The following is a 15981-nucleotide window of genomic DNA, read 5'->3' as shown; positions in this document are numbered from 1 at the left end:
CACCGTTGGGGACGACCTGTTCCGTCATATCGTGGCGCGCGACGTCGTCATGCCCACCCAGACCCACACGTTCGCCTGGGCCCTGGTGAAGAGCATCCGCGCCGCCGGTTGTCCGGTCCGTCTACTCTCCGCGGCGCCCGCGTCGACATTTCCCCGGAACCGCCAGATCCGCTTCCGGCCAGGGCGGTTCGAGCAGGACGGTGTGCAGGGGGAACTGCTCAGTTTCGTCAATCTGCTCGGCCTGAAACACCTGACGCGGTTCGTGGCGGCCGTACGTTCGGGCTCGCGGGTACTGCGCCAGCACGGTGACGACGTTCTGCTCATCCACGGCGTCCACTCGCCATTCCTGTGGTTCGGGGCCCTGGTTGCATGGCGCCGGTCCGCGCGGGTGGTGCCGGTCCTGACCGATCCCCCAGGGGTGGTCCTTCCCGAGGACGGCAGAATGGTCCGGGCGCTGCGCCGGCTGGATCACGCGCTGGTCCGTATGGCGTTGCGGCGGTGTTCCGGCGTCGTGGTGCTCACCGCCGCGCTTGCCGAAGACTTCGCGCCATCTCTTCCGCGTCTGGTCATGGAGGGGATCTGCGACCCGCCCTCGGTTGAGGGATCAGCGCTCCGGTCGTTCGACGTCGCTCGGCCGCCCGAGGCGCATGACGAACCGGCGGTCGTCTCCCGCGACATCGTGTACGCCGGCGGGCTCACCCGGGCCTACGGTGTCGATCGTCTGGTCGAGGCGTTCCGTGGCATGGACGATCCCGATCTGCGCCTGTTCCTGTTCGGTAGGGGAGAGTTGGAGGAGTGGTGCCGGACTCAGGCCGAGGCCGATTCCCGGATCGCCGCACCGGAGCTGCTCGACCGTGCCGCGCTGGTGCGGCGCCTCGCCCGCGCCTCGGTTCTGGTGAATCCGCGACCGGTGGATCAGTCGTTCGTCCGGTACTCGTTCCCGTCGAAGCTCATCGAGTACCTGTCGACCGGCGTTCCGGTGGTGACCACGAGGCTGCCCGGCATTCCGTCCGCCTACGACCCGTACCTGCGCTTCGCTGATTCCGACACTGCCAAGGGCCTGCGCGACGCTCTGCTCCGGGTGCTCGCCATGGCTCCGGAGGAGAGGGCCGCTCTCGGCGGTGCCGGGGCGGCTTTCGTCCAGGAGACGCGCGGTCCGAAGGCGCAGGGCGGTCGAATCCGCTCCTTCCTGGCTCAGGTGGTGACAGCCGCGCCCGGTCGTGGCGCCGCACTGGAGGAACGTGACCTACCGCAGCAGTCGCTCGGGCGGCGCTGAGTCGCTTTCGCTGCGGGTGAGGGCCGTCCACACGTACAGGAACAGCAGGGTGGCGACACCGATCACCGAAGGGCGCGACATCCCGAGCTGATTGTTCGCCGGGATGTACGCCACGAGCAGGCATATCTGCACGAAGATCAAGATTGGCAGGATGCCACCCGAGAGGTTCACCTCGCGCCAGATCCGAGCGAAGAACCAACCCAGGAGGGCCATGAAGAGCACGGTTCCCGGGAAGGTGAGATCCGATGCCAACCAGGGATAGATCGTCGACCAGTACATGCCCGCGGGCCATCCTGTCCGGTACTCGGTGCGGACCGGGTATGCCGGGTACTCTTCGGCGTCGATGCTGAGGTACTGGCTGCCGTACGAGGTGATCGCCGGCGTGCTGCCCAGGCCGTGGGACCACGCGAACGGCGTTTCGAGGTTGTACGCGAGGCCGAGGTAACCGTGAGTTGGGTAGATCACCAGCGCGGCCAGACCGGTCGCCACCTGTTCGCCGGCAATGCGCTCGACTGTGGGATTCGCACGGACGCGGTCCTGAGTGCCGAACTGGTCCACGCGGTCGGCCTGATTGCTCATCATGTAGGCGCAGAAGATCGCGAAGACGATCGCCACCAGCACCGTCGCGCGCCGTCGCTTCAGCCGCTGCGCCGCGCGGTCGGGGTTCCGCGACGACGCAATGAGCAGGCCGGCGGCAATCATCAACACGAAGTCGCCGAGGCCCTTGAGCGTGCCGATATAGAGGAAGAAGATGCTGTAGACGCCGATGCCGACGAGCCCGACAAGTCGTAGGCCGCTCGACATCCGTCGCCAGTAGACGACCAGCAGTGGCACGAGCGCGGTGCCTAGGACACCAAGCAGGGTCAGTACCTGGATGATCGGATTGGTCCGCCCGGCATCCGTCTGCTGCTGGTAGACAGTGAACTTGTTGAGGTACGCCCCCGCCGGGTCCTGGAGGCTGGCGATGATGCTGCCCGGGCCGGTCGCCCCGTACTCGAGTAGCAGGGCCACGCCGAAGACCGCGTAGTAGATGCCTCCGGCCAGGACCAGCCGGCGAGCCCTCAGGACGTCTGTCGACCGGGCGACGTTGGTCCTGCGCACAGAAGTGCTGCGGAAGAGCTGTGCGGCATAACCGATGCCGAAGGCGCCGGTGGCGCTCAGCACGAACAGCCACAGCGTGCCGGGATTCGGCACCTCCTGCGCCAACGACCCCGTCCAGAAGACGCCAAACGTGCCCAGCATCCAGCCGCCGGCCAACAGCAGTGGCAGCCAGGCTCGCAAGGAACGACGGAACAGGGCCGCGGGGTGCTGGCTCGGCTGCGGCATCGCCGGCGTCGGTGCGAATCGACGTGTGGTGAGGTCTGGTGTTGTCGTGCTCATCCAGCTGTGCTCCCCGCGTCAGTGTCCGCTCCGCCGGGCGCGTCCCGGTAGTGGTCGTCCCGCTCGTTCCCGGTCTGCGCCGCCAAGCCGTCCGTTGACAGGCGCACCCACGTGACCGAGAGACGTGTGCCCTGGAAGGCTGGTCAGGTCGCAGGCAGGCGTGCCGGATGGTGAGGTGTGTCCCCAGTGCGTAAGGGTGTTATAGCAGCGGCTGATCCGGTAATTCGCATGTTTCATGAAATGACTGCGGCGGATGTCGTTCCGTTGTGGACGTCGCCGCGACCTGTCCCCACTTGCCGGCCCGTGGCGGACCGACGACCGTAGTCATCTCCTCCTTGTCATGCTTTACGGCGATTTAGCAGCGGCAAGCGTATCTGCTGGACGGGACATGTCGTTATCCCCGATGCCGCAACCGGCCGAGACGACCCTGCTCCGATGGGATGCGTGGGCGGTGCCCTCGGCCCCACCCGCAGTGTCGTCGGGTAGCGGACCGGCGAATCGACGACACGGGAGGATCAATGACTTTCGCGACCACCGGCCGCCGCGTGCTCATCACCGGCGGCACTGGTTCCTTCGGCCAGACCATGGTTCGCCGGCTCCTCGCCCGGGGCGTCGGCGAGGTCCGGGTGCTCAGCCGAGACGAGGCCAAGCAGGACGCGATGCGTCGGCTGCTCGGCGACGAGCGGGTCCGCTATTACGTCGGGGACATCCGGGACTACGACTCGGTGCTCAATGCCAGCCGGGGCATCGACTACATCTTCCACGCGGCCGCCCTCAAGCAGGTGCCGTCGTGCGAGTTCTTTCCACTTGAGGCAGTACGAACGAACGTGCTGGGCAGCAGCAATGTCGTCGAGGCCGCCGAGCGTAACGGCGTCGGCTCGGTGGTGGTGCTCAGCACCGACAAGGCCGTCTACCCGGTGAACGCGATGGGCATGAGCAAGGCGATGATGGAGAAGGTCGTCCAGGCGCACGCCCGGAACAACCCGAACAGCGCCACCACGGTCTCCTGCGTGCGGTACGGCAATGTCATGTACTCGCGTGGATCCGTGATTCCGCTCTTCATCGAGCAGATCAAGGCGGGCCGGGCACCCACCGTGACCGATCCGGGAATGACCCGGTTCGTGATGTCGTTGGCCGACTCCGTCGAGCTGGTCGAGCACGCGTTCCAGAACGCCCGGCCCGGTGACATCTTCATTCGCAAGGCCGCGGCCTGCACCGTCGGAGACCTGGCCGAGGCGGTGTGTCAGCTTTTCGACGTGCCCGCCAAGCTCGATGTGATCGGCATACGACACGGCGAGAAGCAGGCCGAGACGCTGGCCAGTCGCGAGGAACTTGTTCAGGCCGAGGACTTCGGGGAGTTCCTCCGGGTGCCGCTGGACGGTCGCGACCTCAACTACGCGCTCTACGTCTCCGAGGGCGAGTTCGGCGACGGGCTGAGCGAGGACTTCAACTCATCGAACGCGCCGCAGCTCGGCGTACCCGAGATTGTCGAGCTGCTGAAGACGCTGCCTGAGGTGCGGGCAGAGCTGGCCCTGCGGGACCCGGTGCTGGCGTGCTGAGGCTCGCCGTCACCGGTGGCGGGGGTTTTCTCGGCTGGCACGTCCGGGTGCTGCTGCGCGCATTGGGGTGGCCGGAGCCGACCGTGCTGAGCCGCTCCGACCTGGCCGACCCCGGGGTGATCGCGGCGAAGATCGCCGGTCACGGTCGCCTGCTGCACCTGGCCGGTGTCAACCGTGGCGATCCGGCCGAGGTCGCCGCTGGCAACATCCAGCTCGCCACCCAGCTCGCCGACGGGCTCAAGCACTGCGCGGACCCGCCGGCACGGGTGGTCTACGCCAACTCTGTGCAGGCCGGCAACGGCACACCGTACGGCGACGCCAAGGCCGCAGCGGCGCGGGTGCTCGCGGACACCGGCGTCGACCTCGACGACGTCCTGTTGCCGAACCTGTACGGCGAGCACGGCCGGCCGTACTACAACTCCGCGGTGGCGACCTTCTGCCGTCTGCTCGCCGAGGGTGGGCGGCCTGAGGTACACGGCGACCGCGAATTGAGCCTGGTGCACGTGACCGACGCCGCCGCCCGGCTCATCGGGGCATCCGACGGTGGATCGTGGGATCTGGCGATGCCGGCGCTGCGCATCGGCGTCCAGGCTCTGGCGGACCGGCTCACCGGGATGGCCGCGACGTACCGGACGGGGGAGATCCCCTCCCTGTCGAGCCGGCACGACGTGCGGCTGTTCAACACCTACCGGTCGCACTGCTTTCCGGCGCACTACCCGATCACGCTGCCCCGGCGGGCCGATTCCCGTGGTGAACTGGTCGAGACGGTCAAAGCACACGGTGGTGCGGGGCAGACGTTCTGCTCCACCACCCGTCCCGGGATCACCCGGGGAGAGCACTTCCACCTGGCGAAGGTGGAGCGGTTTGTGGTGCTGCGTGGCTCGGCCGAGATCAGCCTGCGCCGGGTCGGCGACTCAGAGGTGCTGCGGTTTCCGGTGAGCGGCGCCGAGCCCGCTCTCATCGACATGCCCACCATGTGGGTGCACAAGTTGGTGAACACCGGTGCGGACGAACTGGTGACGATGTTCTGGACCAACGAGCTCTTCGACCCGGACCGGCCGGACACCTGGGCCGAACCGGTGGAGGCGGCCCGGCCGGTGCCGCTGGTGGCCACAGAGAGAGGACGGGCATGACCCGGATCATGACCGTGGTCGGCACCCGACCCGAGATCATCAGGCTCTCCCGGGTTATCGCTCGACTCGACGACACTGTGGAACACACGCTGGTGCACACTGGCCAGAACTGGGACAGCGCCCTGTCGGACGTGTTCTTCAAAGAGTTGCGTATGCGGGAACCCGATCGGTTCCTCCGCGTCGACACGTCATCGCTGGGGCGGGTCCTCGGCGGGGTCCTCGTCGGTATGGAGGCGGCGATCGCCGAGGAGCAGCCCGACGCGCTGCTGGTGCTCGGTGACACCAACAGTTGCATCGCCGCACTGATGGCTCGCCGGATGCGGGTGCCGGTCTATCACATGGAGGCCGGCAACCGGTGCTTCGATCTGAACGTGCCGGAGGAGACCAACCGGCGCCTGGTCGACCACGTGTCCGACTTCAACCTCGTCTACACCGAGCACGCCCGGCGCAACCTGCTCGCCGAGGGCCTGCACCCCCGCCGGATCCTGCACACCGGCTCGCCCATGCGGGAGGTGCTGGAGCACTACCGGACACCGATCGCCGACTCGACCATCCTGCGTCAACTGGAACTCGAGCGGGATCGGTACTTCCTGGTCAGCGCGCACAGGGAGGAGAACGTGGACCGCCCTGAGCGGCTCCAGCGGTTGCTGGACTGTCTGGTCGCGGTGCGCGACCGGTGGGGCTTCCCGGTGCTGGTCTCCACCCACCCGCGTACTCGTAAGCGGCTGGAGGCGCTGGCCCCGGATGCCAGCGCGCTCGACGGTATCGCCTTCCACGATCCGTTCGGCCTGCTCGACTATGTACATCTGCAAACCGGGGCCTACTGCACGCTCTCGGACAGCGGCACGATCAGCGAGGAGTCGGCCATTCTCGGCTTCCCTGCGGTGACGCTGCGGGAGTCGATCGAACGCCCCGAGGCGCTCGACGCGGGCGGCATCATCATGACCGGGCTCGACCCACAGGGCGTGGTGGAGGCGGTCGAGGTGACGGTCGCGCAGGTCGCTGCGGACGGCGTGCCCTGCCCGGTCGACTACCAGGTGCCCGACACCTCCCGACGGGTGGTGGATTTCATCCTCTCCACCGTGCGACGGCACCACGACTGGGCGGGCATCCGCCACTGACCAGCTCGACATTGGGGCTGGCGACCACGAACCTGTGGTCGCCAGCCCCAATGTCTGTCTGTGCACCTGGGCCGAGCCGCGCGGGGTGTGCTGTAACTGCGGGCACCCTCCCGGCGAACGGAACGGGGTGACGCCCTTCGGCGTCACCCCGTTTACCGCCGCCGCGTCCGGCGGGGGCGATCGGTTCAGTGCGACTGCAGGGGTACGCCCAGCGGGCCCTTCACCACCGGGCCGACCGGCTGGGCGCAGAGCAGCGCGAGATGCTCGACGATCTTTGCCGCGTCGCCGTACGGATCGAGCCCGCCGACGTCCATCGGGTCGAGTGGCGGGACGGTCACGTGCGACACCAGCGGATGGAACGGGCGGGTGTCCACCTCGCCGGTGCCGAGAAGATCCTCGTGCAGCTTCTCACCGGGCCGAAGGCCGGTGTAGACGATCGGAACGGAACTCGACGCCTGGTCGGCCATCTGTCGAGCCAGGTCGGTGATGCGGACCGGCTCACCCATGTCGAGCACCAGCGCCTCCCCGTCCCGCCCGATCTCGGCGGCCTGGAGCACCAGGTGGACGGCCTCTTGGACGGTCATCAAATAGCGGCTGACGTCGGGGTGGGTGACCGTCAGCGGCTTTCCGCCCTCGATCTGCCGCTGGAACGCCGTCACCACCGAGCCGCGGCTGCTCAGCACGTTACCGAACCGGACGCTGAGGAACGTCCCGGGGAACCGGGACGCCGCGTGTGCGGTCAGTCGCTCGGTGATCCGCTTCGAGTAGCCGAGGACGCTGATCGGGTCGGCTGCCTTGTCGGTGGAGATGTTGACGAACTTCGCGACATCCTGGCAGACGTCCAGCACCGACAGGGTGCCCCAGACGTTCGTCTTGACCGCCTCGCCGGGGTGCCGCTGCAGCAGGGTCAGGTGCTTGAGCGCCGCTGCGTGGAAGATGACCTCCGGTCGGCGGTCCCGGATGATTCGCCGAATTCCCTCGTCGTCCCTCAGGTCGGCGAGGATCAGCTCGGGGCCGTCCAACATGGCCCGGCCGGCGAGCGACATTTGGAGGCTGTGCAGGGCGGACTCGTCCCGGTCCAGCATCATCAGCTCACCCGGGTTGGCCTTCATCACCTGGCGGCAGAGCTCCGAGCCGATCGACCCGCCGGCACCGGTGACCAGGATCCGACGCCCGGTCAGGCTGTTGGTGCTCAACGGCAGGTCACCCACCACCTGACGGCGGCCGAGCAGGTCGTCGATCCGCACGTCTCGGACGTCGGTGACGGTGATCCGGTGGTCGACCAGGTCCCGTACCGGGGGCAGCACCTTGAACACCGCGCCGGCGTCGAGGGTGGCCCCCCGGATCTGGCGGATCAGCGCCGCGTCCGCGTTGGCCACCGAGAAGATGACGGCGCTGGCGCCGGTACGTCGGACCGAGGCGGCGACGTCGTTCCGACCGCCCAGCACGCGGACCCGGCCGATGCGCAGGTCGCGCTTGTCCGGGTCGTCGTCGAGCGCACCGACCGGCAGGTACCGGCCGCGCGGGTCGCTGAGCATGGCCCGCAGCAGCCCCTGGCCGGCGTCACCCATGCCGAACAGGAGCACCGGCGTCGACGACTGGACATTGGGGCGCATGGCGAGGTCGTGTCGGTGCCGGTACGCGAACCGGGCGCCGAGCATGAGCAGCAGGGCGAGCGCGCCGCCAACCACCGGAGTGCTCGCCGGAACCGGCCGGTCGCTGGAAGGCAGCAGGCCGAGCAGCACGATGCCGGTCGTGGTGAGGGTCGTGCCGGCGACGCCCTGGACCTCCTGGAGGCTGCCCAGCGGGTGTCGTCCGGAGTAGAGGCGGCGCAACGCGGCCACCGCCACGTGCATGATCGCCGCAGCCATTCCGACCGCTGCGGCTCGGCCGAGCTGGCCCGGAGGGAGCTGGAACTCGAATCGGGTCCAGACGGCCGCGACCAGACCGCCGAACCAGGCAGAGGTGTCGGCCGCGAGAAATCCGACGGCGCGCCGACGAGCCCTGGCCCGTCGGATCCGCTGGTCGGACCGCTCCGTGTGCTCCGTGTCCTGGGGCATGTACTGGCTCCCTGTCCCGACTTTCGACTGCTTCCACCGCCCGGCAGAAGGAGCTTTTGGGCTCCTTGTCCTTGTTACAGGTCGAAGCGGCGATTTTTGCCGTTTTCGGGTTATCTGAGCTGAAGGTCCGGCTATCCTGTCGGCCGCCCCGAGCGTCTGGCTGCTGTCCGGGTCAGGGCCGTCGCCAACCGGCTCCGTTCACCGCTGCCACCACGTGAGCTACCGCCTCCGGCTGTGGTCAGCGGGGGGCCGGAACCTGGTCCTGGACCGCCTTCTCCAGATGCCGGGCGAGCGCAACGCTGCCGACCCGCTCCGAGAGCCGTTCCATGTAGAAGTGCCGGCCGGTGCGGCCGAGTTCCTCACGCTTCTCCGCACCCAACTCGTACATTCGACGGATCGCATCGGCGAGTGCGTAGGGGTCACCAGGAGCAGCGACGAATCCGGCACCGGATTCGTCGACGAGCCGGGCCGCATCGCCCGCCAGAGCAGCCACGATGGGACGTCCGCATGCCAGGGTGCTCTGCACCTTGCTGGGCATGATCGAGCGGAGGAAGGGCTGGTCCCGCAAGGAAATCAACTGGACGTCCCCGAGTGGCATCAGCTCGACCATCCGCTCGACTGGCTGCTGACCGAGGAAGACCACCTTGCCAGGTGCGTAGCGGGCGGCAGATTCGCGAAGCCGTCGCTCTTCAACGCCACTGCCGGCGAACACGAGCCTCAGGTCCGGGATGTCGGCGAGATGCTCCAGCGCGTCAACGGCGACATCGAGTCCTTGGAGGTTTCCCATGCTCCCGGCGTACATGACGACGAAGCCCTCCAGGTCGAGGGTTGCCATCAACTGCGGATCAGGTGTCCGCGGGCGGAAGAGACGCTCGTCGACCCAGTTGTAGACAACCGAGATTTTGTCCCGAGGAACTCCTCGACTGGTCAGGATGTCGGCCATGCCGGGGGAGATGACGGCCACCGATGACGCGCCCCGGTGCGCCGCGTCGCAGAACCGGTGGAGCATCCGGAGGATCAGGTCGGTCCGATGGCCGGGACGGACGTAGTCGCTCTCCGCCAGGGTGTCCGGCCAGAGGTCCTCCATGAGGATCACGTACGGACGTCCGTGCAACCAGCGGGCCATCATCGCGGGCAGCGTCACCGTCGCCGGAGACGAGTAGACGAGCCACACGTCGACCTTGCGGAGTAGGTCCAGCCGGGCCGCCGCGGAGGCCGCGAAGCTGAGATAGTTGGCAGCTCGTCTGACAGCCGAGCGGTCGTGGCTGGGCACCAGCGGCACCCGGTGCACTGAGACGCCGTTCATCATCTCGAACCGGTACGGGCGCACGCGGTAACCCGGAGACAGTTGACCGGAGGGATAGTTGGGGAAGCCGGTGAGCACGTGCACCTCGTGGCCGAGAGCGACGAGCGATCGGCTGATGATCCCCGGAAGGACGGCGGAGCCGCCCTCCGGGTCGTACCACTGCGTGATGATCCCGATTCTCACCGCGCTGTCACCGCAGCCGGAGCAGCCAAGGAACCGATCAGGCCAGTCGAGCCTGACACGGAGGCGAGAGTCATGGAGAAACCTTCCTGTTGGGGGCGGAGCTACTTCGTCAGGAACCGGTGGGCCGCGTCCACTCCGCTCGTCTCGACCGGTCGCGAGTCACCTGTCCGTGGCCGCGCCACAGCTTCGACGTTCGGTGTCGATGCGGATGTCGGGTGGGTGCCGGCCGTTCTCAGTCGCTCCCACGCCTCGGGGCGCAGCTTGGGCGCCAGCCCTTGGTCGGCGAGCCAGCCCGGCGTCTGCCGCTTGCCGAACAGCAGCATGTCCACCCGGCGGGCGTGTGCGTTGGCTGTCAGACTCGTCCGCCCGTACGTGCTGAGGCAGCGCGTCGCGTACCGCGCCACCCGAGGCGGGAGGTGCAGTGGCTCACGGCCACCCAGAAGGCGGAGCAGTAGACCTGTGGTCATCCCGTTGTAGGGCTGAAGGACGATGGGCGGCACCGAGCCGTTGACGAGCGCGAGGTGGACGATGGCTGCGGCGACATCGCCGATGAGGACCTGCGGTGTCGGTGCGGTGCCGTCTCCGGCGACGCAGCTCATGCGCGACTGTGCCAGCCGGATGAGCGACCGGGTGTTCGGTCGATCCACATCGTGGACCCAGGTGGACCGATAGATGACCGTGTCGATGCAATTCTCGCGCTGTAGCAGGCGTTCACCGATCGCCTTCGAGCGGGAGTACGGCGAGAAGGGCATAGTCTGCGAGGTCTCGTCGAGAGCCATCGACCCCTGCGCGGCGGCCGAACTGACGTGGACCAGCCTGCTGGCGTTCACCAGCGCGCTGGCCCGGGCGACCAGGGTGGGGAGCAGCGAGTTTCCGCCGTACAAAGCGGGACTGTCTGGGGCGGACCCGTCCGGCAGCCCGGCGGTGTTGATCACTACGTGGGCGCCGTCGAGCTGTGCGGCGAGCGCGTTCACAACGTCGCGGTGGCGATCCGCCGGCACCGCGCCGTTTCGAAGTGCCTCGGTGAGCGGCCAGGACAGGCGCGGTGCGGCGACGGGCTGGACCTCGACCCCACTGCTGTCCAGCCCGGCCACGACCGCTCGGCCGACGAAACCGCTGCTACCGAGCACCGCGACCTTCGTGACCGGCCGCCTCTCGGTGCCGGTCGGCTCACCGGCTCGTTGAGCTGACAGTTCTGGCATGGATCGTTCTTCCTTCCGGCGGCGATGGCTGGGCCCGCTGATCGGCGAGCCAGGCGGGGGCAGCGAGGTAGGCGGCGAGGATGGCGAGGGCCGTGGCATCCAACGCGGCGCGGGCGAGCGGTCCGTTGAAGGACGCGGCTACCAGGCAGCCGGCCACGGCTGCCCCGGTCACGGCGGTGACCGCGGTGACCCGCTGATGTGACCACCCGGCGTCCGTCAGCCGCTGATAGGCATGGTTCCGGTGGGGGTGATACCAGGCTTCGCCCTTGCTGATCCGGCGCAGCAGCGTCCAACCCGTGTCGGCGAGGTACAGGGCCAGTGGCGCCACGGCTGCCTCCGGCGGCGTGCCGCGAACGATGGCGTACGCGGCGATCGCGCTGAGCGCGCCGCCCAGGGCGTACGACCCGACATCACCGAGAAAAACCTTCGCAACCCAGGCGTTCCAGGGCAGGAACGTCAGGGACGCGGCGGCGATCAGGGTGCCGGCCGCGGTGAGGAGCGGAAGGTCCATGAGTACGCCGAGCACCGCGTACACCGCTCCGCCGAGGATCGCGTGCACCGCCGATATGCCGTTGATGCCGTCCATGAAGTTGAAGGCGTTCACGTACGAGGCCAACCACGTCGCGAGCGCCAGGACGAGAAGCACGTGGACGGGCATCGCCTGCCCGCCGGGCACCAGGATCAGCCCCGTGGCCACGCCGGCGAGCAACTGCAGGAGCAGACGGAGACGGATCGGCGCACCCCGGAGGTCTTCCAGGAGCCCGATCGCCCCGAAGAAGAGCAGCGGTACGGCGATGGATCGCGCGTCGTCGTTCAGTGCAAGTGCGAGCCCTGCCGCCACGGCGACGCCCACGCCACCGCCCCGCGGGATCGGTGTGCTGTGCGAGGAACGCTCGGACGGTACGTCGAGAACGGCGGCCGCTCTCAGTAGGCGAAGGATCAATGGCTGCAGCAGGCTGCCGACCACGAGTGCGAGCAGGATGCCTCCGGCGAGCGGAAGGCTCGTCATGCTGCGGTTCCGGCCGGGTCGAGGCGGGTGCGGGTGGCGCTGAAGGGTGCCGTCCCCGTTCGGGTGCGGCCCGCCACGCGCCGAGGATTCTCTTTAATGTGTACGAGATTCACCACTCGAACCTTCGGGTTGAACCGGTCATAGAGGGATAAATCAATCATAGGAGGTCACTACTATGGACAAACGACTGTTCCCCATATTCGGTGTGCAGCGCGCAGCGCCAAGTGCCTCCACTGCCGTCGGAGCACTTCGGCAGCCCTGGTCCCAGGACCACCCGGGCCCTGGTGCAGGGCGCGGCGGATCTAGGGGTGGCCGCCCGCCGGCGGCTTGATCGTCCTGACCGAGCTACTCACCCGCGCAGTGCGGTGGACCCGTTGGTGGAGCCTGTCAGGTCTCGTCGTCCAGCAGCCGGGTGAGCAGCGTCCGCAGCGGGATCGACTCACCGTCGCGGCCCCCGGCTCCGACGACCAACGGCGCCGGGCTGGGCTGCGGGTCGACGCCGAACAGGCGGGCCCGCAGGCCGCCCGGCACGTTCAACAGGTGGAACCGGCCGTCCACATCCACCGCCCGGGTCTCGGCCCGGTCGACGTACCACCCGGTCAGCCTGGTTCGGTAACGCCCACGGCCGTCGTAACCGCGCGCGACCAGGCGGGTGGGAGGCAGCCCGCGCCGGGTCGCCTCGGCCACGAACCAGGCGATCAGCTCCGCCGCCTCCGCGTGCTCGGCGGCCCGCCGCCGCGCGTCCGCGTCGGCGTGCGCCCGCACCGCCTGCCGCTGCTGATCCCGCCACTCCCGGGCGTCTCGCTGACTCACGACGCCGACGGTACGCGAGCCAGCCGGCTCCGCCGCCAGTGCCGGCCGCTGGCAGTGCCCCGCCGCCAGTGCCGGCCCCGCCGCCAGTGCGGGTCGCCGCCCGCGACCGTCCTCGGCCGGGTCTCGGCTCACCTCGACGGCCCGATGGCTCCAGATCTTGGACAGTTTCCGTTCCGTCAGAACGGAAACTGTCCAAGATCTGCTGTGCCTCGGCGTTGCGATGGCGATCGCCCGCGGCCGAGGGGCCGAGATGGCCGCTCGATCGGCCGCATCCCGGTCACCTCTCGCGCTGGGTCAGGCCAGTCCGGCGCGGCGCAGGGCCTCGGCCATCGCGTCATTGGCCGGCGCGGGTGCGCCCTGCCGCTGCCCGCCGCGACCTCCCTGCTGCCCGCCGCCGCGACCGCCCTGTGAGCCGCCACGACCACCCTGTGAGCCGCCGCGACCGTCCTGCCCGCCACGACCGCCCTGTCCGCCACGACCGTCCTGCTGTCCGGTGCCGCGACCACCCTGCGGGCCGGCGGATGCGCCCTGCCCACCGCGACCACCCTGCGGCGCGCGCTGCGCCGGGCCGCCACGCCCCTCCTGGCCCGCCCGACCACCACCGCCGCCACCACCGGCGGCGGGTTCGTCGTCCAGGCGCAGGGTCAGCGAGATCCGCTTGCGGGGTACGTCCACGTCGAGCACCCGGACCTTGACCACGTCGCCGGACTTCACCACCTCGCGGGGGTCCTTCACGAAGGTCCGGGACATCGCCGAGACGTGCACCAGACCGTCCTGGTGAACCCCGACGTCGACGAACGCGCCGAACGCGGCCACGTTGGTGACCACGCCCTCCAGCACCATCCCCGTCGTCAGGTCGCTGATCTTCTCCACCCCCTCGACGAAGGTGGCGGTGCGGAACTCCGGGCGGGGATCCCGGCCCGGCTTTTCCAACTCGGCGAGGATGTCGGTGACGGTGGGGAGGCCGAACCGGTCGTCGACGAAGTCGGTGGCCCGCAGCCCGCGCAGGATGCCGCTCTTGCCGATCACCGAGCGCAGGTCCTGCCCCGTGGTGGAGAGGATGCGGCGCACCACCGGGTACGCCTCGGGGTGCACGCTGGAGGAGTCCAACGGGTCGTCGCCACCGGGGATGCGCAGGAAGCCGGCGCACTGTTCGAACGCCTTCGGCCCGAGCCGCGCCACCTTCTTCAACTCGGTACGCGTACGGAACGGCCCGTTGGCGTCCCGGTGTAGCACGATGTTCTCGGCCAGGCCGGCGCCGATTCCGGAGACCCGGGTCAGCAGCGGCGCGGAGGCGGTGTTGACGTCCACCCCGACCGCGTTCACGCAGTCCTCCACTACCGCGTCCAGCGACCGGGACAGCTTCACCTCGGACAGGTCGTGCTGGTACTGACCGACGCCGATCGAGCGCGGGTCGATCTTGACCAGCTCCGCGAGGGGGTCCTGGAGGCGGCGGGCGATGGAGACCGCGCCGCGCAGCGACACGTCCATCCCGGGCAGCTCCTGGGAGGCGTACGCGGAGGCGGAGTAGACCGACGCGCCGGCCTCGGAGACCATCACCTTGGTCAGGCCGAGCTGCGGGTGTCGGGCGATCAGATCACCGGCGAGCTTGTCGGTCTCGCGGGAGGCCGTGCCGTTGCCGATCGCGATCAGCTCCACCCCGTGCGCCCCGGCCAGGCGGGCGAGGGTCTCCACCGACGCGTCCCACTGCCGGCGCGGCTCGTGCGGGTAGATCGTGTCGGTGGCGACCACCTTGCCGGTGGCATCCACGACGGCCACCTTCACGCCGGTCCGTAGGCCCGGGTCCAGGCCCATCGTGGGCCGGGTGCCGGCCGGCGCGGCGAGCAGCAGGTCCCGCAGATTGGTGGCGAAGACCCGGACGGCCTCCTCCTCGGCCGCCTGCCACAGCCGCATCCGCAGGTCCGCGCCGAGGTGGATGAGGATTCGGGTACGCCACGCCCAGCGGACCGTGTCGGTCAGCCAACGGTCGGCCGGGCGGCCCGCGTCGGACACCCCGAACCGGCCGGCGATGGCCGCCTCGTACCGGGTCGGGCCGGACGGTACGGCGTCCGCCTCGCCCGCCTCCTCCGACTCCATGGTCAGGTCGAGCACGCCCTCCTTCTCGCCCCGGAACATCGCCAGGATCCGGTGCGAGGGCAGCTTCGGGTACGGCTCGGAGAAGTCGAAGTAGTCGGCGAATTTGGCGCCGGCCGTCTCCTGACCCTCGCGTACCCGGGAAACCAGCCGGCCCCGCGACCACATCTGCTCGCGCAGCGTGCCGATCAGGTCGGCGTCCTCCGCGAAGGTCTCGATGAGGATGGCCCGGGCGCCCTCCAGCGCGGCGGCGGCGTCGGCGACGCCCTTGTCCGCGTCGACGAACCCGGCGGCGGTGGCCTTCGGGTCCTGACCCGGGTCGGCCAGCAGCGTCTCGGCCAACGGGGCCAACCCGGCCTCGCGGGCGATCTGCGCCCGGGTCCGCCGCTTCGGCTTGTACGGGAGGTAGATGTCCTCCAGCCGGGACTTCGAGTCGGCGGCCATGATCTGCGCTTCCAGGGCCTCGTCGAGCTTGCCCTGGGTGCGGATCGACTCCAGCACCGCGGCCCGCCGCTCGTCCAGCTCGCGCAGGTAGCGCAGCCGCTCCTCCAGGGTGCGCAGCTGGGTGTCGTCGAGCAGGCCGGTGGCCTCCTTGCGGTAGCGGGCGATGAACGGCACTGTCGAGCCGCCGTCGAGCAGCTCCACGGCCGCCCGCACCTGACGCTCGGCCACGCCGAGCTCGTCGGCGATCCGCTGATGAACAGACTGGGTCACGATCTCGATCCGCCTTCGGGAGTGGGTACCGGTTGCATTCTGCCGGGCGGCCCCGGTCGCTGTCGCCGCGCCCGGCCGGGGCGGCAGACCGAACCGCGGCGCCCGGCCGGGGTGACCGGCGGCGGTCCCGT

At 69.3% G+C, this 15981-nt stretch carries 11 protein-coding genes; 4 read left to right on the top strand and 7 right to left on the bottom strand.

Features of this window, described 5'->3' with window-relative positions:
* Nucleotides 1–31: 31 nt before the first annotated feature.
* On the top strand, nt 32–1276 hold the full coding sequence (locus ACLQ3F_RS16220) for a glycosyltransferase (RefSeq protein WP_425849708.1): 1245 nt from the start codon (nt 32–34) through the stop codon (nt 1274–1276).
* On the opposite strand, the gene ACLQ3F_RS16215 is transcribed toward ACLQ3F_RS16220, so the two are convergent.
* The gene (locus ACLQ3F_RS16215; RefSeq protein WP_425849706.1) at nt 1247–2656 is read right to left on the bottom strand and encodes a hypothetical protein; all 1410 of its coding nucleotides are present in this window, start codon (nt 2654–2656) and stop codon (nt 1247–1249) included. The genes ACLQ3F_RS16220 and ACLQ3F_RS16215 overlap by 30 nt on opposite strands.
* Nucleotides 2657–3174: 518 nt before the next feature.
* On the opposite strand from ACLQ3F_RS16215, the gene ACLQ3F_RS16210 reads away from it, so the two are divergent.
* From ACLQ3F_RS16210 to wecB, 3 genes are read left to right on the top strand one after another with little or no spacing between them, the layout of a single operon-like run.
* Entirely contained in the window at nt 3175–4215 is a 1041-nt protein-coding gene (locus ACLQ3F_RS16210) for an SDR family NAD(P)-dependent oxidoreductase (protein ID WP_425849703.1), read from the top strand.
* Nucleotides 4209–5348: a capsular biosynthesis protein gene (locus tag ACLQ3F_RS16205; RefSeq protein WP_425849701.1), complete on the top strand. Its 1140-nt coding sequence runs from the start codon at nt 4209–4211 to the stop codon at nt 5346–5348. Before ACLQ3F_RS16210 ends, ACLQ3F_RS16205 begins: the two co-directional genes overlap by 7 nt.
* Nucleotides 5345–6469, top strand: a complete 1125-nt coding sequence (wecB, locus tag ACLQ3F_RS16200; RefSeq protein WP_425849700.1) for a non-hydrolyzing UDP-N-acetylglucosamine 2-epimerase — start codon at nt 5345–5347, stop codon at nt 6467–6469. Before ACLQ3F_RS16205 ends, wecB begins: the two co-directional genes overlap by 4 nt.
* A gap of 185 nt (nt 6470–6654) precedes the next feature.
* On the opposite strand, the gene ACLQ3F_RS16195 is transcribed toward wecB, so the two are convergent.
* From ACLQ3F_RS16195 to ACLQ3F_RS16170, 6 genes are all read right to left on the bottom strand, one after another.
* Nucleotides 6655–8529, bottom strand: a complete 1875-nt coding sequence (locus ACLQ3F_RS16195) for a polysaccharide biosynthesis protein (RefSeq protein WP_425849697.1) — start codon at nt 8527–8529, stop codon at nt 6655–6657.
* Nucleotides 8530–8767: 238 nt separating this feature from the next.
* Nucleotides 8768–10018 carry a glycosyltransferase family 4 protein gene (locus ACLQ3F_RS16190; protein ID WP_425849696.1) on the bottom strand — a complete coding sequence of 417 codons (1251 nt, stop codon included), beginning with the start codon at nt 10016–10018 and terminating at the stop codon, nt 8768–8770.
* Between the two features lie 101 nt (nt 10019–10119).
* Nucleotides 10120–11220, bottom strand: coding sequence for an NAD-dependent epimerase/dehydratase family protein (locus tag ACLQ3F_RS16185; RefSeq protein ID WP_425849694.1), 1101 nt, complete (start codon nt 11218–11220; stop codon nt 10120–10122).
* On the bottom strand, nt 11189–12229 hold the full coding sequence (locus ACLQ3F_RS16180; protein ID WP_425849691.1) for a hypothetical protein: 1041 nt from the start codon (nt 12227–12229) through the stop codon (nt 11189–11191). Before ACLQ3F_RS16180 ends, ACLQ3F_RS16185 begins: the two co-directional genes overlap by 32 nt.
* Before the next feature lie 387 nt (nt 12230–12616).
* Nucleotides 12617–13042 (bottom strand): hypothetical protein, encoded by a 426-nt coding sequence (locus ACLQ3F_RS16175; protein ID WP_425849688.1) that lies wholly within the window; start codon nt 13040–13042, stop codon nt 12617–12619.
* Between the two features lie 294 nt (nt 13043–13336).
* A complete protein-coding gene (locus ACLQ3F_RS16170; RefSeq protein WP_425849683.1) occupies nt 13337–15850 on the bottom strand; it encodes a Tex family protein in 2514 nt (837 codons plus the stop codon).
* Between the last annotated feature and the right edge of the window lie 131 nt (nt 15851–15981).

Source organism: Micromonospora sp. DT15, assembly GCF_049841475.1.
Classification (GTDB): domain Bacteria; phylum Actinomycetota; class Actinomycetes; order Mycobacteriales; family Micromonosporaceae; genus Micromonospora.
The sequence above is the reverse complement of the archived record's forward strand: the minus strand, read 5'-3'. Positions and strand labels throughout refer to the sequence as shown.